The 24,998-nt window shown below is 66.9% G+C and carries 18 protein-coding genes; 2 read left to right on the top strand and 16 right to left on the bottom strand.

Going from position 1 to position 24,998, the window contains the following annotated elements; genetic code table 11:
* Positions 1-24 precede the first annotated feature (24 nt).
* Positions 25-516: a PepSY domain-containing protein gene (locus tag PYV00_RS05590; RefSeq protein WP_275227288.1), complete on the top strand. Its 492-nt coding sequence runs from the start codon at positions 25-27 to the stop codon at positions 514-516.
* 464 nt (positions 517-980) lie between these two features.
* A complete protein-coding gene (locus PYV00_RS05585; protein ID WP_275227287.1) occupies positions 981-3,899 on the top strand; it encodes a M14 family zinc carboxypeptidase in 2,919 nt (972 codons plus the stop codon).
* A 211-nt stretch (positions 3,900-4,110) separates the two neighbouring features.
* Here PYV00_RS05585 and PYV00_RS05580 read toward each other — a convergent pair whose 3' ends face one another.
* The 16 genes from PYV00_RS05580 to tsaD all read right to left on the bottom strand — a co-directional run bounded on the left by PYV00_RS05580 (position 4,111) and on the right by tsaD (position 24,994).
* Positions 4,111-4,629 (bottom strand): Lrp/AsnC family transcriptional regulator, encoded by a 519-nt coding sequence (locus tag PYV00_RS05580; RefSeq protein WP_275227286.1) that lies wholly within the window; start codon positions 4,627-4,629, stop codon positions 4,111-4,113.
* Complete coding sequence (locus tag PYV00_RS05575; RefSeq protein ID WP_275227285.1) at positions 4,629-5,093, bottom strand: hypothetical protein; 465 nt, start codon at positions 5,091-5,093, stop codon at positions 4,629-4,631. Before PYV00_RS05575 ends, PYV00_RS05580 begins: the two co-directional genes overlap by 1 nt.
* A 107-nt stretch (positions 5,094-5,200) precedes the next feature.
* Positions 5,201-8,350, bottom strand: coding sequence for a WD40/YVTN/BNR-like repeat-containing protein (locus PYV00_RS05570; protein WP_275227284.1), 3,150 nt, complete (start codon positions 8,348-8,350; stop codon positions 5,201-5,203).
* Between the two features lie 200 nt (positions 8,351-8,550).
* Positions 8,551-8,793 (bottom strand): hypothetical protein, encoded by a 243-nt coding sequence (locus PYV00_RS05565; protein ID WP_275227283.1) that lies wholly within the window; start codon positions 8,791-8,793, stop codon positions 8,551-8,553.
* Between the two features lie 43 nt (positions 8,794-8,836).
* Complete coding sequence (locus PYV00_RS05560) at positions 8,837-10,108, bottom strand: metal-dependent hydrolase family protein (RefSeq protein WP_275227282.1); 1,272 nt, start codon at positions 10,106-10,108, stop codon at positions 8,837-8,839.
* 55 nt (positions 10,109-10,163) lie between these two features.
* Complete coding sequence (locus PYV00_RS05555; RefSeq protein WP_275227281.1) at positions 10,164-12,647, bottom strand: TonB-dependent receptor; 2,484 nt, start codon at positions 12,645-12,647, stop codon at positions 10,164-10,166.
* A gap of 520 nt (positions 12,648-13,167) precedes the next feature.
* Positions 13,168-14,376, bottom strand: coding sequence for an ABC transporter permease (locus PYV00_RS05550; RefSeq protein ID WP_275227280.1), 1,209 nt, complete (start codon positions 14,374-14,376; stop codon positions 13,168-13,170).
* The gene (locus PYV00_RS05545; RefSeq protein WP_275227279.1) at positions 14,376-15,104 is read right to left on the bottom strand and encodes an ABC transporter ATP-binding protein; all 729 of its coding nucleotides are present in this window, start codon (positions 15,102-15,104) and stop codon (positions 14,376-14,378) included. Before PYV00_RS05545 ends, PYV00_RS05550 begins: the two co-directional genes overlap by 1 nt.
* Entirely contained in the window at positions 15,097-16,509 is a 1,413-nt protein-coding gene (locus tag PYV00_RS05540; protein WP_275227278.1) for an efflux RND transporter periplasmic adaptor subunit, read from the bottom strand. The genes PYV00_RS05545 and PYV00_RS05540 overlap by 8 nt, the downstream gene beginning before the upstream one ends.
* Positions 16,510-16,511: 2 nt before the next feature.
* The gene (locus PYV00_RS05535; protein ID WP_275227276.1) at positions 16,512-17,975 is read right to left on the bottom strand and encodes an efflux transporter outer membrane subunit; all 1,464 of its coding nucleotides are present in this window, start codon (positions 17,973-17,975) and stop codon (positions 16,512-16,514) included.
* A gap of 140 nt (positions 17,976-18,115) precedes the next feature.
* Positions 18,116-18,730 carry a hypothetical protein gene (locus PYV00_RS05530; RefSeq protein ID WP_275227275.1) on the bottom strand — a complete coding sequence of 205 codons (615 nt, stop codon included), beginning with the start codon at positions 18,728-18,730 and terminating at the stop codon, positions 18,116-18,118.
* Between the two features lie 129 nt (positions 18,731-18,859).
* Complete coding sequence (locus PYV00_RS05525; protein WP_275227274.1) at positions 18,860-19,606, bottom strand: OmpA family protein; 747 nt, start codon at positions 19,604-19,606, stop codon at positions 18,860-18,862.
* A 76-nt stretch (positions 19,607-19,682) separates the two neighbouring features.
* Positions 19,683-21,389, bottom strand: a complete 1,707-nt coding sequence (locus PYV00_RS05520; protein WP_275227273.1) for a vWA domain-containing protein — start codon at positions 21,387-21,389, stop codon at positions 19,683-19,685.
* Positions 21,390-21,486: 97 nt separating this feature from the next.
* Positions 21,487-22,971 carry a lipopolysaccharide biosynthesis protein gene (locus PYV00_RS05515; protein WP_275227272.1) on the bottom strand — a complete coding sequence of 495 codons (1,485 nt, stop codon included), beginning with the start codon at positions 22,969-22,971 and terminating at the stop codon, positions 21,487-21,489.
* Entirely contained in the window at positions 22,968-23,963 is a 996-nt protein-coding gene (locus tag PYV00_RS05510) for an NAD(P)H-dependent glycerol-3-phosphate dehydrogenase (protein WP_275227271.1), read from the bottom strand. Before PYV00_RS05510 ends, PYV00_RS05515 begins: the two co-directional genes overlap by 4 nt.
* Positions 23,960-24,994 carry a tRNA (adenosine(37)-N6)-threonylcarbamoyltransferase complex transferase subunit TsaD gene (tsaD, locus tag PYV00_RS05505; RefSeq protein WP_275227270.1) on the bottom strand — a complete coding sequence of 345 codons (1,035 nt, stop codon included), beginning with the start codon at positions 24,992-24,994 and terminating at the stop codon, positions 23,960-23,962. The genes PYV00_RS05510 and tsaD overlap by 4 nt, the downstream gene beginning before the upstream one ends.
* Between the last annotated feature and the right edge of the window lie 4 nt (positions 24,995-24,998).

The following is a 24,998-nucleotide window of genomic DNA, read 5'->3' as shown; positions in this document are numbered from 1 at the left end:
GCAAGGCCGCGTCTGCGCAAAGTCATGCGGCTGGTCCATCACTGGACCTCGCTGGCCGTGCTGCTGACCGGCGGCCTTGTCGCCGTGACGGGCGTGCTCCTGCTGCTCAAGAAGGATGTCGACTGGTTGCAGCCCCCGGTCGAGGCGGCGTCGCGCACCGGCGCCGCCCAGGTCCGGGTCGACGCGCTGTTCAACGCCGCGTCGAACGCGGCGCCGCAGCCGTTGAGCTGGAGCGAGATCGACCGGATAGATGTTCGCCCGGTCGATGGCATCGCCAAGGTGATCACCGAGGATGCGCTGGAATATCAGGTCGATCTTCATACGCTGGAAGTATTGAATATCGATCATAGGGGCGCCGACATCGTTGAGAAGATCCACGACGGGACGTTCTTTGCCTCGTGGGTCAAATATTACCTGATGCTTCCTTCCGGCATCGCGTTACTTATCCTTTGGCTTACCGGGGTTTATCTGTTCTTCCTAACCCAGTTCCAGAAATGGCGCAACAAGCGGCGTTGAGGCGCTACGCACGGTGCGTCGAATCGCTGGTTCCGGCCTCGGGAAGAGGACGCGTCCGGCCTTATAATGCAGTGTGTTTGATCTATGGTTTGGCATATCAGCAGGGTGATTGCACCAAACCATGGCAACACTTCGATTCAGTTTGGAAAGAAATATCTGTAGCGATCAGTTATAGTTCGATGAAATCTGCCAGAAATTTCTCCGCCGGGCTGGAAGCAGGGGCCAGCCGGCGGCAACGATATAATCACTGAATTCCTGATGGGGTGGCCATGCAAAGATCGGGACCGCGCAAGCTGGCGCTTGCCATGACAGCGATGTCCCGCGCCGCCGCCAGGCCGAGCGATACCGCGCCGCCGCCATCGCAAGAGCCCGCGCCACCAGCGGCGGCGCGCGGCACGGGTTTTTTTCCGACAATAGGCTACCGGCACGCACACAAGGAGCACGCCAGCATGAGAATACGCATCATGAATCGTTCATTGCCTTCGATCCGCGCTCTCACGCTGGCCTGCGCCGCCCTGGCGGTGCCGCTCGCGCTCAACGCCGAGCCGCCGGCCGCGCCGGTCCAGCCGCAGGATGAGGAATATGCCCGCCTGATCCAGCAGCACCTGATCGACAAGCGCTTCACGACCGAGCTGGTCGATCACATGCCGCTTTCGGACACGGTGCCCTCGCCGCTCAAGTTCTTCGGCCGCATCCCCGGCACGCCGGACGAACTGACGTATGCCAAGGATATCCAGCGCTATTACGAAGAGCTGGCCCGCACCTCGCCGCGCGTGAAGTTCATGAAGCTGGGCACCACCGAGGAAGGGCGCGACCAGATCGTCATCGCCATCGCGGACGAGGCGACGCTCGCCAAGCTTGACCAGGTGAAGGCCGATCTCGCCGCGCTGGGCGATCCGCGCCGGACCAACGAGGCGCAGGCCAGGCAGATCATCGCCAACGGCAAGCCGATCTACTGGGTGACGAGCGGCATTCATTCGCCCGAAACCGGCGGACCGGAAATGCTGATCGAGCTGGCCTATCGCCTGGCCGTGGAAGAGACGCCGTTCATCCAGAACATCCGCAACAACATGGTGACGTTCATCACCCCCGTCGTCGAAGTGGACGGGCGCGAGAAGCAGGTCGACACCTATTACTACGGCAAGAAGACCGGCAAGGCCCGCCCGCCGCTGGTCTATTGGGGCAAGTATGTCGCGCATGACAACAATCGCGACGGCATGGGCCAGTTCCTCAAGCTGACGCAGAACATCACCAGGGGCGTGCTGGAATGGCACCCCACGGTGCTGCACGATCTGCACGAAGCACAGTCCTATCTCTACACCTCGACCGGCACCGGCCCCTACAACCCGTCGCTCGATCCGATCCAGAGCAACGAATGGTGGCTGCTGGCGGAAACCGAGGTCATGGAAATGACCAAGCGCGGCGTGCCGGGCGTGTGGACGTACGGCTTCTATGATGGCTGGGTGCCCAACTATCTTTTCTGGATCGCCCAGACGCACAACAGCTTCGGCCGCTTCTACGAAGTGCAGAGCTATGGCCCCGATATCCAGAAGGGCCTGAAGCTGGGCCCCACCGTCACCAGCCGGGAATGGTATCGCCCCAATCCGCCGCTGCCCGAGATCGACTGGGCCCCGCGCAACAACACCAACATCCAGGAATCGGCGCTGCTGTTCGCGCTCCATCGCGTCGCGACCGACCATTCGCTGTATCTTGAGAACTACTGGGTCAAGAGCAAGAACGCGATCACTGCCGGCCAGACCGGCAAGATCAACGCCTGGGTGATCCCGGCCCAGCAGGTCGCCTCGCTGAACGTGATCGACATGGTCAACGAACTGCGCCACCAAGGCGTGGAGATCAGCACTGCCAACCAGGCCTTCACCGCCGGCGGCGTGCAGGTTGCGGCGGGCGACTACATCATCCGCGGCGACCAGCCCTATCGCACGCTGGCGGACATGTACCTGAGCGTGCAGAACTATCCCGCGAGCAATCCGCGTCCTTACGACGATACGGGCTGGACCATGCAGTTCATGCGCAACGTCGATCTCAAGACGGTCAGCGATCCGGCGATCCTGCAGCAGCCGATGACGCTGCTCGCGGCCGACGTCACGCCGCCCGGCACGATCACCGGCACCGGCTCGACCATCCTGCTCAACCACACCGGCGAGAACGAACTCGTCTCGCTGCGCTTCAAGCTCAAAGGCGCCAAGATGCTGGCGGCCGAGGCCCCGTTCGAGCTTGGCGGCAAGAACTATGCGGCGGGCACCTTCATCCTGCCGAACGCCGATCGCGCCTCGGTGGAGCGGGTCGTGCGCGAGCTGGGCCTGCGCGGCGAGGCCGTCACCGGGATGCCCAGCGTGCCCACGCACGCGCTCACCGCGCCGCGCATCGGCTATATGCACAGCTGGCTGCGCACCCAGGACGAGGGCTGGTGGCGCGCCGCGCTTGACACCTATGGCATCCCCTACACCTATTTCGCCGATATCAAGGCGCGGGCGGGCGGGCTGCGCGCCAAGTACGACATCATCATCTATCCGACCGTGGGCACCAGCGCGCGCGAGCAGGTGATCGGCGTCGCGATGAACGGCAGCGATCCCATTCCCTACAAGAACAGCGCCCTCACCCCGAACCTCGGCAAGCTGGACAGCGCCGACGACATTCGCGGTGGCCTGGGCCAGGATGGCCTGGCCGAGCTGAAGAAGTTCGTGGAACAGGGCGGCACCCTGATCGGCGATGGCTCTACGGTAGAGATGCTCGCCGAATATGGCGTGGCCGAAGGTGTCAGCGTTTCCAAGCCCAGCGAGTTGTTCACCAAGGGCGCGATCATGCGCGGCGTGTTCACCGACAAGGCGAGCCCGCTGGCCTATGGCTACCAGGGCAAGGAGCTGCCGATCTACTTCTCAGAAGCGCCGGTGCTCACCATCAGCCAGGGCGGTCGTGGCATGGGCTATTTCGATCCCAGCGGCCCCGGCGTCCGCCTGAGCCAGAACACCACGCCGAACGCGGGCAGCGCGCCGCTTTCGACCTGGGGCGCGCAGCCGGCTCCGGCGGAAAAGCCCGCCGGCACCGACACCACCTCCCCCTTCGGCTCGCAGCTGCCGGTCTCCCGCCGGGGCGGCGCCGATCCGACCCAGTTCCCGCGCGTGGTGATGCAGTTCCCCGACAAGGGCGACGATATCCTGCTGAGCGGTATGCTGAGCGGATCGCAGGCGCTGACGCGCAAGGCGCTGATCGTCGACGTGCCGGACGGCAAGGGGCACATGGTGCTGTATGCGCTGCGGCCTTTCTGGCGGTGGCAGACGCAGGGAAGCTATTTCCTGGGCTTCAACGCGATCCTCAACTGGGATCACCTGGACGCCGGCGCGCCGGCCAAGCCGCGCCCCTGATCGGCAACACCGGAGCGTGCCTGCCAGCCAGGCACGCTCCGCCCCCGCCGGGAATCCCGGTATCGCAAGGCCGGATCGCTCCTGCTGACGAGCCAGCGGGAGCACCGGATCGGGCGATTACGGATTTCGAGAGGTTAGCCCCCCGGCTGCACCGGGATCTTCCCGACCCGGAGCATGTCAGCCGGCCGATGGCGCGGCCGGACCTGGCCGATCAGATATAGAAGCCGGAACGCCGCACGACGGCCTTGAGCGCGAAGCTCGAATTGACATGCGCCACATTGGGAATGCGCGTCAGCTTGATCAGCAGGCGCTGATAGTGGTTCAGGTCACGCACCACCACGCGCATCAGGTAATCGACGTTCCCGGTCATCATGAAGCAGCTGGTGACTTCCTCCAGCGCGCCGATATGGGCCTCGAACGCGGTCAGCGTGTCTTCCGACTGCTTGTCCAGCGTGACGGAGACGAAAACGCTCAGCGAGCCGACCAGCCGCTGCTCGTCGAGCGTCGCGGTATAGCTTTCGATGAAGCCGGCCGCTTCCAGGCGGCGCACGCGGCGCAGCGTGGGCGTGAGCGAAAGGCCGATCTGGTCGGACAAGTCGCGCCAGCTGATCCGGCCATCGTTCACCAGCGCCTTCAGGATCTTCATGTCGCAGGCGTCAAGCTCCGACGGCAACTCGACATGTTCCTTGGCGGGCGGTGATCCGCGACGATCGGTAACGGGGCGCGCCATCAGAGCACCGAAACGAGCTGGCCGTGGTCGATCCGGTAAAAGACCCCGCCCTTGTTCTCATCCACCAGCCGCATCGTGCCGCGCAGCACCAGCGCGCGCTCGGTCGGCTCCACCGGCCGGTCGGTGCGCACCTCGACGAACTGGGTCGGCCCCACGGACATGTGGAACAGGCAATCGGGCGCGGATGCGAACAGCAGGAAATGCCTGCGCCCCTCCTCGCCCTCGGCCAGCGGCATCATGAATCCGGCCAGTGTGACCGGCTTGTCGCGCAGCGCCAGCACCTCGGGCGAAAAGCCGGGACGGATGTGCTCGCGTCCCGTGCCTTCGTCCTGCCAGGGGATCACTTCGGAGGAAGCGAGCACTTGCCAGCCCAGCCCGCCTTCGGGCGTGGGCGCGCTGATCGCCTCATGCGCGTATGCGTTCGCCCCGCTTGCCAGGAAGGCCGCTGCAACCAGCCTTCCCAAGGGCAACCATATGGATTTCAAGCCTGTTCTCCGCTCGTGACCGGAAGGAGGCCGTGGTGGCATCGTTCGTCGAAACGAACGATGCCACGGCTACCGGGCAGGAGCAATCATTTGCCCTCGGCCAGCATGGCGGGCGTCGCCAGCGTGATGGGCTTCAGCTTCGCCTTGGCCGCCAGCGCGTTGAAGGCCGCCAGATCGCTGGTCTTCAGGCTCGCCCACGTGCCCAGATGGGTCGTGGCCATGGCCTTCAGCTCATCGAACTCCACATAGAGTTGGGTGGTGGGCTCGACGTCCCCTTCGGTGACGGTCCGCGAAAGCGAGGCCAGCATGTTGTTCAGCCGCACCGGGTGGTTGAGCGGGTCTTGCGAAGAGACCGACTTCTTCTGGATCAGCTCTTCCTCGACCGCGTTGACCTTGGCTTCCAGCGCATCGGCCGCCGCGATGACCCCGGCCCCGTTCGCGCTGCCGGCGGCGGCCTTGCGGACGTCGGCCAGCTTGGCGTGGAAATCGCGGATCTCGAGCACGGCCATCTGCACCGCGTTGAGCTGCGTGTTCACCGCCAGCGCCAGATCGAACTGCTTCTTGAGCTGGTCCGGGCTGACCGGGATCTTGCCGTAAGGCACGATCTCGATCGGCTGGGTCTGCACCTTGCCGTTGACCGTCAGCCGGGCGGTGTACTTGCCGGGCAATGCCACCGGGCCCAGCGTGGAGGCGTGCCACAGCGCCGACTTGGGCACCTGGACCGCACCGTCATAGCGCATGTCCCAGGCAAAGCGGTTCAGCCCCGCCTTGGTGCCGGGCGCCGGCGGCCTGCGCGGACCATCCTCGTCCTCGCCACCGTCGCTGTCCGCCTTGGGCTTGGCGGCGGCATAAGTGCGGATCACCTTGCCCGAGGCATCGAGAATTTCCAGCTTGATGCGATCGGCGGGAACTTCCTGCTTGAGCGAGTAATAGATGATCGTGCCCTGCGGGGGGTTGGGTCCGGCGAAAGTCCCGGTCATGTCGCCACGTCCGGTATACTGGATGCGGACCGTCTGGCGCGGCTTGAACAGGTGGAAGTCGGCCTTGGTGATGCTGTCCGACCACTGGCGCAGCGGGCTGACATCGTCGAGCACCCAGAACGACCGGCCATGCGTGGCCACCGCGATATCGCCATCGTGGACGACGAGATCGTGCACCGGCACGCGCGGCATGTTCTGCTTCAGCGGCTTCCAGCTGGCGCCATCGTCCAGCGAGAAGAAGATGCCGCTCTCGGTGCCGGCATAGAGCAGGCCGTCCCGCTCGGGATCGGCGCGGACGACATGGACATAGGCATCGGCGGGCAAGCCCTTGGTGATCGAAACCCAGCTCTTGCCGTAATCGTCCGTGCGGAAAGCATAAGGCGTGTTGTCGCCCAGCTTGTGGCGCTCGACCGCGATATAGGCGGTGCCGGCCTTGTGCGGATGCGGCTCGACCATGTCGACCGTGCCCCATTCGGGCATCGCGGCGGGCGTGATGTTCGACCAGTTCTGGCCGCCATCGCGCGTGAGCTGGATCAGGCCGTCATCCGTGCCAACCCAGATCAGGCCCTTTTCGACCGGGGATTCGTTCAGCGAGAAGATCGTGCCGTAGACTTCGACGCTGGTGTTGTCCTTGGTCAGCGGGCCGCCCGAGGCGATCTGCTTGGACTTGTCGTTGCGCGTCAGGTCCGGCGAGATGATGTCCCAGGACTTGCCGCCATTGGTCGTCTTGAACAGCACTTCGTTGGCGTAATAGAGCACGTTGGGATCGTGCGGCGAGAACGCGAAAGGCACGGTCCAGCCACGGCGATGCTTCAGGCTTTCCACGCCCCAGCCCATGCTCTCGCGCGGCCAGGGCTTGACGGGAACCGCCTCGCCGGTCCGCTCGTCATAGCGGGAGATATCGCCCCAGTAGCTGCCGGCATAGACAATGTTGGGGTCCTTCGGATCGGGAACGACATAGCCGCTCTCGCCGCCGCCGACCGAACGCCAGTGCTGCACGCCGATCGGCCCTTCGGTGTTGGCGCTGGGGATGCGGATCGTGGTGTTGTCCTGCTGGGCGCCATAGATGTTGTAGGGCACCTGATTGTCGACCGAGATGTGATAGATCTGCGCGGTCGGCTGGTTCATCTGCTCGGTCCAGGTCTCGCCGCCGTTGACCGAGATACCCGCGCCGCCATCGTTGGCGTTGATGATGTAACGCGGGTCGCGCGGATTGATCCAGAGCTGGTGCGTGTCGCCGTGGAACAGCGGCAGCGTCTTGAACGTCTTGCCGCCGTCGGTCGACTTCTGGCCGTTGACGTTCATCACGAAGACCTTGTTCGGGTCTTTCGGATCGGCATAGACGGTGGTGTAATACCACGCGCGCTGGCGGATCGAGCCGTCGCTGTTCATCAGCTGCCAGCTCGCGCCGGCGTCATCGCTGCGGTACAGGCCGCCCTTTTCCGCCTCGATCAGCGCATAGATGCGCTTGGGATCGGACGTCGGGGCCACGCCGATGCGCCCCCAGATGCCCGGCGGCAGGCCATTGCCCGACAGCTTCTCCCAGGTGTTGCCGCCGTCGCGCGAACGATAGAGGCCGCTGCCGGGGCCGCCGCTCTCCATGATCCAGGGCTTGCGGTGCGCCTGCCACATCGCGGCATAGATGAGGTTGGGATCGTTGGGATCGATCTGCACATCGACGCCGCCGGTCTTGTCATCGACGTAGAGCACGCGCTCCCAGGTCTTGCCGCCGTCGCGCGTGCGGAAGATGCCGCGCTCGCCTCCTTCGCGGAAGACGGGGCCGAGCGCCGCCACGAACACCGTGTTGGGATCGGTCGCGCTGATCGCCAGACGCCCGATGGCCTCGGACTGGCGCAGGCCGATGAACTGCCAGGTCTTGCCCGCGTCGAGCGACTTGTACATGCCGTTGCCCGCCGCGACGTTGCCGCGAATGGCGCTTTCACCCGTGCCGACATAGATGATGTTGGAATCAGAAGGCGCAACCGCCAGCGCGCCGATCGACGGCGAGGCTTCGGGGAACTTGTCCCACAACGGCTTCCAGGTCCGGCCGGCGTCCGTGGTCTTCCACACGCCGCCGGTGGCCGCGCCCATGTAATAGGTCGTGGGATCGTTCGTCACGCCCGAAACGCCGCTGGCGCGCCCGCCCCGGAAGGGGCCGATCATGCGATATTGCATGCCATCGAGCGGAAGAGCCTGGCTCTCCGCGGTGGTCGCGGCAGCATCGACGGGCTTGGCGGCATCCTTGGCGGCTGCCACGCTGGGCACACCGGCCAGGACGGAACCCGTCATCAAAGCCAACAGCAGGAGATTTGTCGCACGCATCTGACGTCCCTTTTCATGTCTTCCCGCCATTGTCGGCGAGGCCCGGAGGAGCATTGATCCACACACAATTCGTACTTCAGACGACGGTGGCGTGCGGCAGGAATAGCGCCTCCCGCCATCGTCGCATATTCGATTCAGCGCGGCATGATGCCGCCGCGCTGGAAAACCTTGCCATCGCCCGGCCACCCTCGCCCGCCGCCCCTGGGCGACAGCCGATCGCCGCGAACGGCATCGCCGGGCGCGCGGTGGAGGACGAGGATTTCCCGGTTGGCAAAGGGGGTGGCCGCCGCCGAAGCATAGGAAGCAGCCGCGCTCAAACCAGGGACGCGACGGCGAACTTGCTGCATTGAAACCATCCCCCCCAGAATGCCGCTCATGCGAAAACGGCCGGCCCTTTTCCAGGACCGGCCGTCAAAGCCATCAACGCAGCATCGTGCCGTTCTGCTTGAGCACTTCGCCATTCTTCATGACGAAATCCACTTGCTGCAACACGGTGATGTCCGCCAGTGGATCGCCCTTCACCGCCACGATATCGGCGAAGCGGCCGGTCTGGACCGATCCGACATTCTCCGAATCGCCCAGCAGTTCGGCGGCGTTGCGCGTGCCGGTGAAAATCGCCTCGATCGGCGGCAGACCGGCCTTTACCAGCAGTGCGAACTCTTCCGCCTTGTTGCGACCCGACAGGGCGCCCTGGTCCGTGCCCAGGGCGATCTTCACGCCGGCCTTGTAGGCGCGGCCGGCGTTTCCGATCATCGTCGGCGTCACCGCGATGGCCTTTTCGGCAACCGTCGGTGGCAGGGTTTCGGGGGATTTGACCGCATTCTGGTAAATCGCATCGGCGACAAGCAGCGTCGGCACGAGGAACGTGCCATGCTCTTTCATCAGCTTGTAGCTCTCGGCATCGGAATAAGTGCCGTGGTCGATCGAATCGACCCCGGCCTTGACCGCCGTGTCGATCGCCTTCTTGCCGTGGGCGTGCGCCAGCACTTTCATGCCCAGTTCATGCGCCGCGTCGACGATCGCCTTCATCTCGTCATAGGTCATCGTCATGTGGTTGGGATCGTCGCCGATCGAACCGACGCCGCCCGAAGGCATGATCTTGATGACCTTGGCGCCCCGGCGATGGTGCTCGCGCACTTTCATGCGCCCTTCCTCGGGGCTGTCGACGATCCCGGCATCGCGGCCGGCGATGCTGATATCGGGGCGCAGGCCATTGAGCCGGTCGCCATGCCCGCCGGTGGGGCCCAGCGGCTCAAGCGCCGGCCAGTAACGCGGGCCAACGATGCTGCCCGCGGCAATCGCGCGGTTCACCGCCGGCAGCGTCAGCGGGCCGGAGCCCGCGTCACGCACCGTGGTGAAGCCGGTTTCGACTTCGCGCCGGGCACTGCCCACCGCGGCGATCACAGCATCGCCTTCGGTCTGGACGAAACGGTTGAGCGGCCGGCGATCGCCATTGGACGAAGGGTGATCGTGCATGTCGATGAAGCCGGGAAGCACGGTTTCCCCCGACAGGTCGATCACTTCGGCTCCGGCCGGCGTCACGAAACCGCTCTGCACGCCGGTGATGCGGTCGTCCTTGACGATGATCGACACGTTCGTCCTGGGCGTGGCCGAAACGCCATCGATAAGCTTGCCCGCGTGGATCACGAAGTCCTTGGCGCAGGCAGTGCCCGCGCCAAGGATGGAAGCCATCGCAAGCGCGGCAGCCGCGCGGCGATGGACAAGACCTCGTTTCATCATGCCCCCCTTAGAACTTCGAACGGAAGCTGAGGCCCATGACCCGCGGCTCGATCGTGCTGATGTTCTGCGTGTCGTAAGACTGGCCGTTGACGATGGTCTTGGCGATCGTCGAGCTGGTGGCGCTCGACGACTTCGACAGGATCGCCAGCTTGTTGAACACGTTGTTGACGAAGGCATAGACGCCCCAGCGGCCGTCTTCCTTCTCCAGGCCGATGCGCAGGTTGACCGTGGCGTAGCCCGCCAGGTGATCGTTGTCCGGGATCACGCCGGCCGCCGACGGATCGTAGATCGTCCAGAAGCCGCTGCGATAGCTGACATCGGCGTGGCCCATGGCCGCCAGATCACCACCGACCGGCCGGGTGTAGTCGGCCTGGCCCTGGAGCGTCCACTTGGACGTGTAGGGCAGCGTGTTGCCCTTCTTGCCCAGGCCCCGGAAGACGACGCAGCCGACATAGGGCGGCGAGGTGTTCTGGCAGACGTTCAGGCTGCTGGGCAGGTTGATGTCATCCTGCAGCTTGGCGGTGGTGTAGCTGCCCGAAGCGCGCAGCGTCAGCCCGTCGAGCGGCATGACCGTGCTTTCCAGCTCGATACCGCGGATCCGCGCCTTGGCGGCGCTGTTGGTCAGGAAGCCGAACGCGCCCTGGTACGAGGCCGAAACCTGCATCCCGGTCCAGTCCATCTGGAACACATCGGCATTGACGATGAGCTTACGGTCGAACCAGCTGCTCTTCACGCCCAGCTCATAGTCCCACAGCTTGTCGGACTCGTACGTCGCCGCATAGCTCGGCAGGCCGAGCGTCTGGTTGACGCCGCCGGGGCGGTAGCCCTGCGAGGCCGAGGCGAAGATCATCACGTCCGGCGTGATCTTGTAGCTCGCGCCGAACTTCAGCAGCGTGCCGTTTTCCTTGCCCTTCATTTCCGAATAAGGCGTGATCGTGTTGCCCGCGACGTAGTTCGGGATGATCACTTCGGCGCCAGTGACCTTCTTGTATTCGAAGTACCGGATGCCGCCCGTCACGCTGAGCGCGTCGGTGATGTCATAGGTCAGTTCGGCGAAGCCGGCGATCTGCTTGAGCGAATCGTCGATCGTGCGATCCAGATGGGTCTTGCTGCCCAGGCCGTACGGCAGGACATAGCCGTTCGGATAGGACTGCGCGCCGGTGATCGGATCGACCGTGTTCAGCAGGCTGCGCGTGAAGTTCTTGCGATCACTGTGGTAGAACCCGATCGTCCACTTGAGCGCGTTGGCATCGCTGGCAAGCCGGATTTCCTGCGTCGAGGTCTTGTTGGTCTGCGGCTGGTAGGCCGTGAGATCACCCCAGCTGGTCACGAAGTTCTGGTAATCGGTGCCGGTGCAGCCCGGCAGCCCGGTGACGCGGCCGGCGTTGCAGTCCGAAGCGAACGCGGCATAACCCGGAATCCTCGCCGGATCGCCGGTGTAGGTGCCGGTGAAATAGCGCCGGAAATAGGGCGTGTAGTCGAAGTTATATTCGATATCGCGCTTCGAATACGAAGCGACCGCGGTCAGCGTGGCGAAGCCGAAGTCCCAGTTCAGCGTGCCGCTGTAAAGCTGCATCGCATCGCTGCGGGGCTGGCGGATGGTAAGCGTCTGGTCGAACTTGTTCCCGGTGAGGCGGTACAGCGTGTTGTTCCACGCGCCGGAATCGCCGCGGCTGTTCTGATAGACGGCCATGCCGTCGATCGTCAGGTTCTCGATCGGCCGGGCGCGGACCAGCAGGCGGCCGCCGTAGCCGCGGCTGTCGTTGATATCCTTCAGGCCCAGGATCGAATTGTTCACATAGCCGGGCGCGAAGTTGTAATAGCCGACCGCGCGCACCGCCAGCTTGTCGGCGATGATCGGCACGTTGGCCATGGCGTCAAGGATCTGGCCCGTGCCGCTGGCGCTGTCGGTGGTCGTCACCTGACCGTTGAGCGCGCCTTCGAAATCGACCAGATTGGGCTTGTTGAAGATGATGCGCATGGTGCCGGCCATCGAGCTGGCGCCATAGAGCGTACCCTGCGGCCCGCGCAGCACTTCGGCGCGCTCCACGTCGAACAGGCGCACGCTCGGCGAGTTGGCGCCGGCGTCGTTGCTGACGCCGCCCGTGCCCGACAGCGGCGTTTCGTCGTAGTAGAGGCCGACCAGCGCTTCACCCGAAGCGCGCAGGTTACGGATGGTGATGCGGCTGCCGCCGTTGTTTTCCTCGATACGCAGGTTGGGCGTGACGCGCGTCAGCTGCGTCGAGTCCGTGATGTTCTGGTTGGCAAGCGTGGCTGCCCCCACGGCCGAGATGGCGAGCGGGGTATCCTGGATGCTCGTCGCGCGCTTGAGCGCGGTGACGACGATGTCGGCATCGCCAGCCGGAGCTTCGGCCGCCGCCGAGGTGGTTTCCTGCGCGAAAGCCGGCGCGACCAGAACAGAAGCCGCCGAACAGAAGAGAGCAAGCCGAGCGCCAAAACGCGCGCCAGACCGAACCGCATGAGTTTTCATATGCACCCCTATTTTTATATGCCACCGAAAAATATGACGAACGCAGAACATCTTACCAAAAAATACGACCACATGAGCTCCACGTGGCGGCACCCCTCCCGAATCTTTATTATGTAGAATTTAACGCAACCCTTGAGACCGACATCTGAAGCTTTTTACAAAATGACTAATATTTCGGAATTTTCATCACATTTTTGCGAAAGATGTCATTCTGAAGTCTTTTTTCCACCATACATCGCGGGATTCAGAGCCGATCTGCACTATCTAACATACATAGATTCGGTTGGTGTTTCTTGCCAAAATGCGACACATGCAATCATAAAATTGGCGCAAAACATCCAAAAAAGCGTCACACATTAGTGCGATTGGACTCAGTCCCGTTCCGAGGCATACGATATGCTCCCGAGTCGCGGCGATCGGGGGCCGCGGCGCGCGCTTTCGCGGGGCCCTGTCGCCTGTCGGGAGTCGATGGAAAGCGGGCGCCGCCAGGCCGCGCCGTGGCGGCTTGCCGCCTCAGCGCTCACTCATGCCGCAGCGCGTCGATCGGATTGAGCGAAGCGGCGCGGCGCGCCGGAAAATAGCCGAAAACCACCCCGATCACGCCCGAGATGACGAAAGCGAGCAGGTTGATCTGCAAGTCGAACGTCCAAGGTACCTGCATCAGCGGGGTCGCCACGGCGATCACCAGTTGTGCCAGCACCAGCCCGATCAGGCCGCCCAGGCATGACAGCACCACCGATTCCACCAGGAACTGCAGCAGCACCTCGCTCGCCACCGCGCCGATCGCCAGGCGGATGCCGATCTCGCGCGTGCGTTCGGTAACGGAAACGAGCATGATGTTCATGATGCCGATACCGCCGACCACCAGGCTGATCGCCGCCACCGCCGCGACGATGCGCGTCAGCAGCGTGGTCGTGCCGGTCAGCGTGTCGGAGATCTGCTTGGTGTCGAAGATGTTGAAATCGTCTTCCTTGCCGCCGGTGATGTGCCGCCGTTCGCGCAGCAGCTCGGTGATCGCGGATCGCACTTGCGTGGTCGAATAGGCCTGATCGACGCCCACCAGCATCAGCCGGATATCGGTGCTGCCGGTAAAGCGCCGCTGCACCGCCTTGATCGGCATGATGACGACATCGTCCTGATCGCCGCCGAAACCGGCCTGCCCGCGCGTGGTGAGCACGCCGATCACATCGCAGCTCACCTCGCCGATGCGGAAGCGCCGGCCGATCGCGGCGCCGTTCCTGAACAGGTTGTTCTTCACGGTGGAGCCGATGATGCAGACCGCCTTGCCCGCCGCCTCTTCGGCCGGGGTGAATTCGCGTCCGGCGGCCAGCGGCCAGGGCTGCACCTTGAAGTAGTCGGAAGTGGTGCCGTTGATCGTGGTCGACCAGTTGGCGCCTTCGTAGATCGCGGTCGCGGTCGACTGCGCCTGCGGGGCCACCGCCGTGATGCCGGCGATCTGCCGGGCGATGGCGGTGACGTCGCTGGCATCGAAATCGGGCGGACGCGGGCCGCCGCCTCCTCGGCCGAACCCCTGCCCCGGCCGCACTTGCAGGACATTGGTGCCCAGTGCCGCGATCTGCTGCTGCACGGCCGAAGTGGTCGCCTTGCCCAGCGTGGTCATGGCGACGACCGCGCCCACCCCGATGACGATGCCCAGGATCGTCAGGAACGAGCGCAGCATGTGCCGCCGGATCGAGCGCAGCGCGAGCAGGAAGATCGTCCCCAGCATCAGGCCGGCGCCCGATCCGACTGTTCGATGCGATCGACCACGCCGTCCTTGAAATGGACGATCGTGCGCGCGAAGCCGGCCATCTCGGGCTCGTGCGTGACCATCAGCACGGTGATCCCCAGATCCCGGTTCAGCCCGGCCAGCAGCCGCATGATCTCCAGAGACCGCTCGCTGTCGAGATTGCCGGTGGGCTCGTCGGCCAGCAGCACTTCGGGATTGGTGACGATGGCGCGCGCGATCGCCACGCGCTGCTGCTGGCCGCCCGAAAGCTCGGCCGGGGTGTGATCCCACCAGTCCTTGAGGCCGACCTTGTCGAGCGCGGCCATCGCCGCGCCGCGCCGCGCCGCCTTCTCGTCACCGCGATAGAGCAGCGGCAGCTCGACATTCTCCAGCGCCGAGGTCCGCGCCAGCAGGTTGAACCCCTGGAAGACGAAGCCGAAATACTTGCGGCGCAGCAAGGCGCGCTGGTCACGATCCAGCGCCTCGACGCGGTGCCCCTTGAACAGGAAGCTGCCGCTGGAGGGAATATCGAGGCAGCCCAGGATGTTCATCGTGGTCGACTTGCCCGAGCCGGATGGCCCCATCACCGCGACGAAATCGCAGCGCATGATATCAAGGTCCACGCCCTTGAGCGCTGCGAACGCGGTCGGCCCCTCGCCATAGACCTTGGTCACGCCGCGCAGCGCGATCAGCGGCTCGCCCGCGCCGGCCGGCGCGGGCTCAACCACCGCCGCCTCCCCCCGCGCTGCCCTGCCGGCGCCCCTGGCCCTGGCCCTGGCCTTGTCCCTGGCCCGATGATCCGTCGCCCGAGCCGGAAAGCTCGCCGGTGATCACCTCCATGCCGGGCTTGAGCCCGCCCGAGACGACCTCGACTTGCGAACCATCGGTGTCGCCGGTGACGATCTGGATGGGCCGGGGCTGGCCATCATCGCCCTTGACGTAGATCGTCTGGGCCGCGCCCCGGCTCAGGGTCACGCTGCGTTCGGTGGCGCCGCGCCGCATCGGCCGCGGGCTGATCTGGCTGGCGATGCCGCCGCCCGTGCCGCCACCGCCGGTCTGCGCCTGCGGCGTGAAGCGCAGCGCGGCATTGGGGATCAGCAGGACATTCTTCTTGTCCGCTGTGACGATGTCGGCCGTCGCCGTCATGCCCGGGCGGAGCTGCTCGCCGGCATTCGCCACCGCGAGGTCCGCCGCATAGGACACCACTTGCCCTGCCGAGGAGGCCGAGCCGGCGCTCGCCGAGGACGACGACGAGGCGCTCGCGTTCTGGGCCGTCAGGTTCGAGGCGATCTCCACGCGCGTGATCCGGGCCGGGAATGTCTTGCCGGGGAAGGCATCGACGGTGAACGTCGCGCTCTGGCCCTGGCGGACAGAGCCCACGTCCGCCTCGTCGATCGAGACTTCCAGCTTCATCGTGGTCAGGTCTTCGGCAATGACGAAAAGCGTCGGCGTGTTGAACGATGCGGCCACGGTCTGCCCCGGATCGACCTGGCGGGCCAGCACGACCCCGGACACGGGCGAGCGGATGATGGCGCGGGCGCGCTGCGTCCTGCTCTGGGCCAGCGTCGCCTCGCTGGCGACGACATTGGCCTGCGCCACTTTCAGCGCGGCCAGCGCGCGCGCCGCATCGGCGCGGCCCGCCTGCAGTTCGGTGCCCGACGGCACGCGGCCACTGGACAGGCGAAAAACCTCTTCCAGCCGGGCAAGCTGCGCCCGCGCCTCGGCCACCGTCGCGCGCGCCTGCTCGACTTGCGCGCGGTTGGCGCCCAGCTGCGCCTCGTTCTGGCGGATCTGGTCGTCAAGCTGCTCGGGATCGATCTCTGCCAGCGGCTGCCCGGCAACCACGCGATCGTTGACGTCGACCAGCACTTTGACGATCTGGCCGGAAAGCTGCGAGCCCACCGTCACCTGGTTGGTCGGCGCCAGCTTGCCGGTGGCGGAAACCGTGGTGACGAGACGGCCACGTTCGGCCTTGACCGTGCTGTAGCCCGGCGCGTTCGAACCGCCCAGGCAGCGCGCCAGCGCCAGCACCAGCGCGAGCACGACCAGCACGGCGATGCCCCACCGGGCATGGCGCCGCCATGCCGGCTGCGGCTTCACACCCAGGAATTCGTCCAGATTCTCATCGGCCATCGTCAGTTCGTCCCCGGCGTGGTCGCAGTCCGCGCGGTGGGCGTGACGCTGGCATCCCAGCCGCCCCCGAGCGCCGCGTAAAGCGCGATCAGCGCGGTCGCCTTGTCCTGGCGCGCCTGGACGAGCCCATCGCGCGCGGAGACCAGCGCCGCTTCCTGCGTGTTCAGCGTGGTGAAGTCGGTCAGGCCCGAACGGTACTGGCTGCGGGCCAGAAGCGCCGAATTGCCGGCCGCGTCATAAGCGATGGCGAACTGGCGCTCCCGCTCCCCCGCCGCGTTCAGCGCGACCGTGGCGTTCTCCACATCCTCCAGCGCCGCCAGCACCGAAGACTGGTACGCGGCCAACGCGGCATCGGCGGCGGCGCGGCTGGAACGGACTTGCGCGTTCAGCCGCCCGCCGTTGAAGATCGCCTGCGTCAGCCCGGCGAACAGCCCGCCGGTTATCGTATCGAACAGCCCCCCGGCGCTGACCGCGTTGGTATCGAGGCTGCCCGAGATGTTGAGCGCGGGGAAAAGCTGCGCCCTGGCCACGCCGATCTGCGCGGTCGCGGCGGCAAGGCCGCGTTCGGCCGCGCGCACGTCCGGCCGCTGGCGCAGGACATTGGCGGGAATGCCCGCGCCCACGCTCTCCGGCCCGCGCGGGATCGGCCCCGGCGCGGCCAGCAGCGGCTTGAACGCGCCGGGCGCCTGCCCGGTCAGCACGGCGATGCGCGATACGGCGGCGTTATATTGCTGCTCCAGCGCGGGAATGCCGGCGGCGGTCTGCGCCCGGCTTGCCCGCGCCTGCTCGGCATCGACGGACGAGACAAGGCCCGCCTGCACGCGGAAGCCGGCGATTTCCAGATTGTCGTCCTGGATGGCAAGGCTGGCCTTCGCGTTCTCCAGCCGCGCCTGATACCCGCGTGCCAGCACATAGTTGCGCGCGACCTCGCTTTCGACCGAGAGCAGCATGGCCGCATAATCGAAACCGGCGGCCTCGTATTGCGCGCCGCTGGCCTCCACCTGTCGCCGCACGCCGCCGAACAGATCGACCTGGTAGCTGGCATCAAGCCCGAGCGAGAAGCTGTTGCGCCCGCCGCTGTCCGTGGTCGCGACCGTGCCATCGGGCAAGGTCACGGTCGTGCCGCCGCCGCGCAGCGGCTCGGTGCGGCTATAGCCGGCCGAGCCGCCGATGGTGGGAAACAGGTCCGACCGGCTGACCACCAGCGCCTCGCGCGCCTGCCGCAGCCGGGCGATCGCCTGGGCAATATCGAGATTGGCCGCCGCCGCCTGTTCGACCAACCGGGTAAGCACCGGATCGTCGAACTTGCTCCACCAGCGGGTAAGGTCTTCGGGCTGGGGCGCCGCGGCCACCGACCAGCCATCGGGCACGCCCAGTTCCGCCGCGCTGCGCACACGATAATCCGCCCCCGCGCCGCAGCCGGAAAGCGTCGCAAGTCCCATCAGGAGAAGGCCGGTACGCCGCATGAGGCCATGGATGGCCAAACCGCGCCGATAGCGCCAGTCGCAAATTGTCGTAGGCCGTCTGACGGGCACTGCGCGCAGCCATTCGACTTATGGGGATGGCGTTCGGGAATGCGCCAGTGCCCGGAACGCCCGCCTTGTGCTCACAGCTTGCCGAACTTCGCCTCATAGGCCCCGGTATCGCCGCTCGCCAGGAGCCTGGCCTGCTCGACCCAGTTATCGCGGCGGATGCGGCCGGTGAAGGCGCCCATCCCGGCGTCGATGCGGTCGATATCGGCTTCGCTCCAGGCCGCGATCTGGGCGTAGCTGGTGATCCCCAGGCCGTGCAGCAGCGCGACCAGCTTGGGGCCGACGCCTTTCAGCTTCAGCAGATCGTCGGCGGTGCCGGCGGGTTCCGGGGCGGGTTCCGGGGCTGGCGGCGGCGGTGGCGCGGGCTGCGCGGCAGCCGCCTCCTCGGCATCCAGGCGCCGGGCTTCGGCTTCTTCCACTTCCTCTTGCGCGGCCACGGCGATGATCTCGCCGATGCCCGCCATCGTGCCCGCGCCGGCCATCGGCATCAGCGCTTCGGCAGCGGCGGACGGCGCGTCGATCAGCGCCTGGTTGCGCTGCGCCGGGGCGGCGCCCTCGTCGAGCACGTCGGGCCGGCGATCGCGCGGCACGCCTTTCGATCCACGCGCGAACAGCCACCAGGCCACGGCGATGCCGATCAGCAGCGCCAGAATGAAGATCAGCCAGTTGGCCTCGATCAGTTGTACCATGCCCTATCCCTTCCGGTTCCAGACGAGCCAGCCGATACCGATGCCCAGTCCATAGGCAAGCAGCGTCGAGACGGCCATTTCAAGCCACAGCGGCACGCGCGTGTTCCTTCCTGATCGGCGCCGGCGGCTTCATCCGGCCCCCGGCGTGTCGATGGGGGTGGGTTTTACCGGCATCGAGGCGATTACCGAGAATTCGATGCGGCGGTTGGCCGGATCACGCGGATCGAGCCCGGCGACCGGGTGCTTCGAGCCGATCCCGGTCGATCGCAGGCCGTCGGCCGGGATGCCGCGCCCGATCAGTTCGAAACGCACCGCGTCCGCCCGCGCCATCGACAGCGCGATGTTGGCCGCTTCGTTGCCGTTGCCATCGGTGTGCCCGGTTATGGCGATGATGCTGCCCACGCAAGGGCGCAAGGCATCGGCCACTTCGTCGAGCAGCTTCTCGCTCGCCGGGTCGATCCGCGCGCTGGCCTCGGAAAAGCGGATGGTGCGCGTCTTGAGGATGCCTTCCACCTCGTCCTGGCAATGCAGCGGGGTGGCGCCGGTCGGCTCGGCGAGCGCATCGCCCCGCTTGCGCGATCCGGCCCAGTTGACGCCGCCGACGCCGGGCACGGCGGCGATGGCCTGCGCGGCGCGGGCGCGCGTGTCCTTGTCGAGCCCCTTGCCGCCGCTCAGCACCGGATGGCGCGTGAGCCAGCCGTGGCCCTCGATGAAGGTGATGACGATGCCCGCGCCGCCGGCCGCATCCCGCGCCGCCTCGGCGCGCTGGCGCAGCATATCGATCAGCGCCGGCCCGTTCATGCGCGCGCCGACCAGCGCCAGCGCAAGGCAAGCGACGGCGCCGGCAAACAGGACAAGGGCGGCTCGGACGGGCATTCTGGCCGCAGCCTAACCGCCATATCCCCCCGGCTCAACGCCGCATACGCGCCATCGGGTCGGAATTGCCGGGAAATCAGCCGCCTTTGAGCGAATCGGCCACGCTCACCAGCCGGATGAACTCCTGCCGCCAGAAATCGGTCTGCCCTGCGGCCAGCGCCGCGATCTGCCCGGCGCCGAAGCCGTTCAGCATCTCGTCGCCGCGCAGCGACTGGCCGAAGGCGGCAACCGCGGCGGCGAAGGCGAAATCGCCGCGCGGCTTGCCGGCGCTGGCCAGCAGGCCGGCCGGCACCGCCTTTTCGATCAGGCGCGAGGTCTGCCCGTCGGGCAGCTTGTAGCGCAGCTTGACGAAAGCCAGCTCGCCCGCGCCTTTCGCCGCCGCCGGCAGATCATCGTCATAGCGGCGCGGCGCGATCCAGCCCTTCACGCCAGCCGGCACGATCTCGTAGATCGCCGTCACCTGATGGCCCGCGCCGATATCGCCGGCATCGACCCGGTCGTTGTCGAAATCCTCCTCGCGCAGCGCGCGGTTCTCATAGCCCAGCACGCGGTACTGGCTGACTTGCGCCGGGTTGAATTCCACCTGGATCTTCACGTCCTTGGCAATGGTGAACAGGGTGGAGCCCATCTGGTCGCCCAGCACTTTCTTGGCTTCCAGCGCGCTGTCGATATAGGCGTAGTTGCCGTTTCCGTGATCGGCGATCTGTTCCATCATCGCTTCGTTGTAATTGCCCTGGCCGAAGCCCAGCGTGGTCAGCGTGATGCCGTTCTCGCGCTCCTTCTCCACCAGCTCGATCAGCGCCTTGGTGTTCGAGACGCCGACGTTGAAATCGCCGTCGGTGCCGATCAGGATGCGGTTGACGCCGCCTTCGACGAAGTTGTCGCGCGCGATGTTGTAGGCCAGCTGCAGCCCGGCCGCGCCCGCCGTCGATCCGCCGGCCTGCAGCCGGTCCAGCGCGTCGCGGATCTTGCGCGGATCGTTGGTCGGCTCCAGCACCAGCCCGGCGGCGCCGGCATAGACCACGATCGAGACCTTGTCCCAGGGCCCAAGCTCGCCAGCCAGGCCCGCCAGCGCGGCCTTGAGCAACGGCAGCTTGTCCTGGCTGCTCATCGAGCCCGAAACGTCGACCAGGAACACCAGGTTGGCCGGGGGCCGGCTGGCACGCGGCAAGTCATAGCCGCGCAGGCCGATGCGCAGCAGACGGGTATTGGGGTTCCACGGGGTCAGCGCCAGATCGGTCGTCACCGAAAACGGCGTCGAGCGGCTTTCGGGCCGCGCATAGTCATAGCGGAAATAGTTGACCAGTTCCTCGGTGCGCACCGCGTCCCGCGGCGGAAGCTGGCCTTGCGTCAGGAACCGGCGGGTATTGGCATAAGCGCCGGTATCGACATCGACCGAGAAGGTGGAAACCGGCTCGGCGCGCGTCAGGTGCACCGGGTTCACCTCCTTGCCGTCATAGCGCTCGCGCCCCGGATCGGTCGCCACCATGGCCGGGGGGACATAGCCGGGCGCGGCGATCTTGGCCATCGCGCGCTCGTTGCGCTGGCCTGTGACCATGACCGGCGCGGCCTGGGCCTGGGCGGTCGTGGTGATCATCGGCGGAGGGGGCGGCGGAGGAGGAGGAGGCGGTGGCGGCAGGTTGCCCGCGCCGCTATCCGCACCCTGCGTCGGGCTGGCCGTGGGGGCGATCTCGTCCGCGACCCGAGGGCTGGCCGCACAGCCCGCCAGCAGCGCGGCAAGGCTCGTGGCGGCGGCTATCGTGCAAGCGTGACGTCTGGCCATGCGCATGGCGTCTTCCCTCCATCCGGTCTTCCCGCGCGCCAAAATGGCGGTAGCGGCCGTTAATGGCGACTGAACGCTTCAGGCGTGCGACAAGTGGTTATACAGACGCGCTTTTTCGGAACAGTACGCGATCCTCGGGGCCGAATCCACGCCGCCAGATGATCGTGAAATAGACCCCCAGGATCGCCGCCACGCCGAAGGTAAGCTGCGCCCATTCGGGCAGGAACCGGATCGCCGCCCAGCCGACCAGCCCGGCGGGCAGGCCCGCGCCCGCCACCGCCCAGCGCCAGTTGGTGATCGGCTGCGCGAGGATGCGCCCCAGCACCCAGGACTTCACCATCGAGGCGAAGGCGAGCGACACCATCAGCGCGGCGGCGGCGGCGGCGGCCTGATAAAGTTCGTTATAGCCCAGCCGCTGCATCAGCAGGATGCCGCCCATCGTCAGCAGCGCCTGCAGGCCGACCGTGAGGATCGAGATAAGCACATTGCGCATCCGCGCGACATAGATCAGCGCCGCCTCGCTCACCACCGATGGCGCGGCGGCGACTTCGGCGGCAAGCAGGAAGGCCAGCGCGCCCGTGCCGCCGACGAATTGCGGGCCGATCAGGCCCATCACGCCCTTGCCCGGAATGCCCAGCGCCAGCGCGATCCCGGCCTGCGCGGCGGTGATCCAGAAGCCGACCTGGCACACCTGCCGGGCGATCGCGGCATAATCGCGCGTCTTGAGATTGCGGGTGATGACCGGGCCCAGGATCGGCTCGAAGCTGGTCTTGAGCTTCTGCGGCAAGCTGGCGACCTGCTGCGCGACGTAATAGACGCCGACCGCGCTGGGCGCGGCGAAGAAGCCCAGGATCAGGATGTCGAGCCGCCGCGTGCCCCATTCGATCGCATCGGCCGTGGCGATCGGCAAGCTGCGCCAGGTGAGCTTGCCCAGCCCCTTGAGCGATGGCCGCCAGCCGCGCGGCAGGCCATAGGAGCGCGCGAAAGGCACGAAAGCGGTCAGCGCGGCGGCCAGGGTGGAAGCAATATAGGCCAGCGCCAGCCCGCTTTCGGGCGCGATGAAGGTCATTGCCCCGGCCATGATCGAGATCGTCCAGGGCTCGACAATGGCGCGCGCGCGCACGCTCGCGCCGATATCGAAGCGATAGGCCAGTGCCGCCAGCCAGATCTCGGTCAGGGCCAGCGACGGGATCGCCAGCACCATCAGCCGGTCGATCGTGCCGAAGCGTCCCCCCGGAAACAGCGGCGCGGGAAAGAACCAGAAGACCAGCGCCATGACCGAGGACACCAGGAACGCCACCAGCATCCCGTCGGCCACGACATTGGCCGGATGCTCCTCCGATTCCGACAGGCGCTGCGCCAGCCCGCGCTTTTCGCCCAGGGTGCACAGCATCGCGGTCAGCTCGATCACCACGAGCGCGGAGGCGAAGACGCCCAGCGCCGCCGGGCCATAGGCCGGCGCGCGCCCGGCGATGAACAGGAACGGGATGCGCCCGGCAAGGCGCAGGAAGAAGCCGAGGAAATTGGTGCGCCCGCCCCGGGCGATCGCGGCGATATCCTCGCGCGATTTGCTCTCGCTCAAGCCGGCGGCTCCTGCTCGGCCTTGAGCGGGCGGGCCAGCAGGTCCGCCACCACCGCCCCGGCCGGCGCCGTGCCGGCCAGCAGGCGGCACACCGCATCGACGATCGGCATGTCGATCCCGTCGCGCGCGGCCAGTTCGGCCAGCACCGGCGCGGTATGCGCGCCTTCGGCGACGCTGCTCTTGCCGCAAAGCGCCTCGCCCGCGCTCAGCCCCTGCCCGAGCGCGAGGCCCAGCGAGAAATTGCGGCTCGACGTGGAGGAACAGGTCAGCACCAGATCACCCAGCCCGCACAGGCCCGAAAGCGTATCCGCCCGCGCGCCGCGCGCCAGGCCGAAGCGCAGCATCTCGGCATAGCCGCGCGCGATCAGCGCGGCGCGCGCGTTCTGGCCCAGCCCCAGCCCTTCGACCACGCCGCAGGCGATCGCCAGCACGTTCTTCACCGCGCCGCCGATCTCGGCGCCAGTCACGTCATCGGAATAATAGGGCCGCAGCGCCGGCCGCGCGATCAGCGGCGCCAGCCGGTCCCACTGCGCCCGCCCGCCCGCGCAGGCCAGCGTCACCGCCGTCGGCAGCCCGACGGCGACCTCATGCGCGAACGTGGGGCCGGACAGCACCGCGAGGCGTGCGGCTGGCGCCGCGTCGCGCGCGACATCGGCCATCAGCCGCCCGGTTCCCGCCTCGATCCCCTTGGCGCACAGCACCAGATCACGCGGGCCATCGGGCAGGCCCGCCAGCACCGCGGCAAGGAACTGGGCGGGCACCACCACCAGCAGCGCAGGCAGGCCGGCGAAGCGTGCCAGATCGCTGGATGCGCGCACCGTAGCGGCCAGCCGCGCGCCGGGCAGGTAAAGACTGTTGGTGCGCCGGGCGTTGATCTCCGCGACCAGCTCGGCCTCGCGCGCCCAGATCAGCACCTCGGTGCCGTCGCTGGCGAGCGACTGGGCCAGCGCGGTGCCCCAGGCGCCCGCGCCGATCACGCCGATCGCGCTCATGCCTTCACGCCCGCGCCGCGCACCGCCTCGGCCTCGGGATCGAGCGGCCAGCGCGGCCGGGCCATGATGTCGAGCGGATCGGACTGGCCCAGCGCCAGACGCTCGATCCCGGCCCAGGCGATCATCGCGGCGTTATCGGTGCACAGGCCCAGCGGCGGGGCGACGAAAGGCAGGCCGCGGTCGGCCGCCAGCGCTTCGAGCGCGGCGCGGATCGCGGTGTTGGCCGCCACCCCGCCCGCGACGACCAGCGCGTTGACCGGGCCGGCGGCGGCCAGCGCGCGCCGCGTGCGGTCGATCAGGCAATCGATCGCGGCCTGCTGGAACGCGGCGGCGATATCGGCATTCTGGTGCACGCCGGCCTGCTTCGCGCGCATCACCGCGCTCTTGAGGCCGGCGAAGGAGAAATGCGGCTCGGCGCTGCCCACCAGCGGGCGCGGCAGCGGCACGGCCCCGGCATCGCCTTGCGCCGCCAGCCGCTCCACCGCCGGGCCGCCGGGATAGCCAAGGCCCAGCAGCTTGGCCGTCTTGTCGAACGCCTCGCCCAGCGCATCGTCGATCGTGGTGGCCAGGCGGCGATACCGCCCCACGCCTTCGACCAGCAGCAACTGGCAATGCCCGCCCGACACCAGCAACAGCAGATAGGGATAGGCCAATGCCGCATCGGCAAGGCGCGGCGACAGCGCGTGGCCTTCCAGATGATTGATCGCGATCAGCGGCTTGTCGGCGGCCATGGCCAGCGCCTTGGCCGTCACCAGCCCCACCATCACGCCGCCGATCAGCCCCGGTCCGGCGGTCGCCGCCACGGCATCGACATCGGCCAGCGTCATGCCCGCGTCGGCCAGCGTCGCCTCGATCAGCGGGGCCAGCCGCTCGGCATGGGCGCGCGCGGCGATTTCGGGCACGACCCCGCCATAGGGCCGGTGCGCTTGGTCCTGCGAGGCGATCCGCTGCGCCAGGATGACGCGATCCTGCGTCACCAGCGCCGCGGCGGTCTCATCGCAGGAGGATTCAATGCCAAGGACTATCCTCATCCCG

Origin of the sequence: Novosphingobium album (ex Liu et al. 2023) (assembly GCF_029076845.1) — a bacterium.
GTDB lineage: Bacteria > Pseudomonadota > Alphaproteobacteria > Sphingomonadales > Sphingomonadaceae > Novosphingobium.
This window is presented reverse-complemented; position numbering and strand designations above follow the sequence as displayed.

Bases quoted from the DNA above. Each gene is read 5' to 3' on its own strand.
- PYV00_RS05565 (WP_275227283.1), bottom strand. From the start codon at position 8,793: ATGAGCGGCATTCTGGGGGGGATGGTTTCAATGCAGCAAGTTCGCCGT.
- PYV00_RS05550 (WP_275227280.1), bottom strand. From the start codon at position 14,376: ATGCTGGGGACGATCTTCCTGCTCGCGCTGCGCTCGATCCGGCGGCAC.
- PYV00_RS05580 (WP_275227286.1), bottom strand. From the start codon at position 4,629: ATGGCGCGCCCCGTTACCGATCGTCGCGGATCACCGCCCGCCAAGGAA.
- PYV00_RS05585 (WP_275227287.1), top strand. From the start codon at position 981: ATGAATCGTTCATTGCCTTCGATCCGCGCTCTCACGCTGGCCTGCGCC.
- PYV00_RS05510 (WP_275227271.1), bottom strand. From the start codon at position 23,963: ATGAGCGCGATCGGCGTGATCGGCGCGGGCGCCTGGGGCACCGCGCTG.
- PYV00_RS05540 (WP_275227278.1), bottom strand. From the start codon at position 16,509: ATGGCCGATGAGAATCTGGACGAATTCCTGGGTGTGAAGCCGCAGCCG.
- PYV00_RS05530 (WP_275227275.1), bottom strand. From the start codon at position 18,730: ATGGTACAACTGATCGAGGCCAACTGGCTGATCTTCATTCTGGCGCTG.
- tsaD (WP_275227270.1), bottom strand. From the start codon at position 24,994: ATGAGGATAGTCCTTGGCATTGAATCCTCCTGCGATGAGACCGCCGCG.
- PYV00_RS05520 (WP_275227273.1), bottom strand. From the start codon at position 21,389: ATGGCCAGACGTCACGCTTGCACGATAGCCGCCGCCACGAGCCTTGCC.
- PYV00_RS05555 (WP_275227281.1), bottom strand. From the start codon at position 12,647: ATGAAAACTCATGCGGTTCGGTCTGGCGCGCGTTTTGGCGCTCGGCTT.
- PYV00_RS05560 (WP_275227282.1), bottom strand. From the start codon at position 10,108: ATGGCTTCCATCCTTGGCGCGGGCACTGCCTGCGCCAAGGACTTCGTG.
- PYV00_RS05525 (WP_275227274.1), bottom strand. From the start codon at position 19,606: ATGCCCGTCCGAGCCGCCCTTGTCCTGTTTGCCGGCGCCGTCGCTTGC.
- PYV00_RS05590 (WP_275227288.1), top strand. From the start codon at position 25: ATGCGGCTGGTCCATCACTGGACCTCGCTGGCCGTGCTGCTGACCGGC.
- PYV00_RS05535 (WP_275227276.1), bottom strand. From the start codon at position 17,975: ATGCGGCGTACCGGCCTTCTCCTGATGGGACTTGCGACGCTTTCCGGC.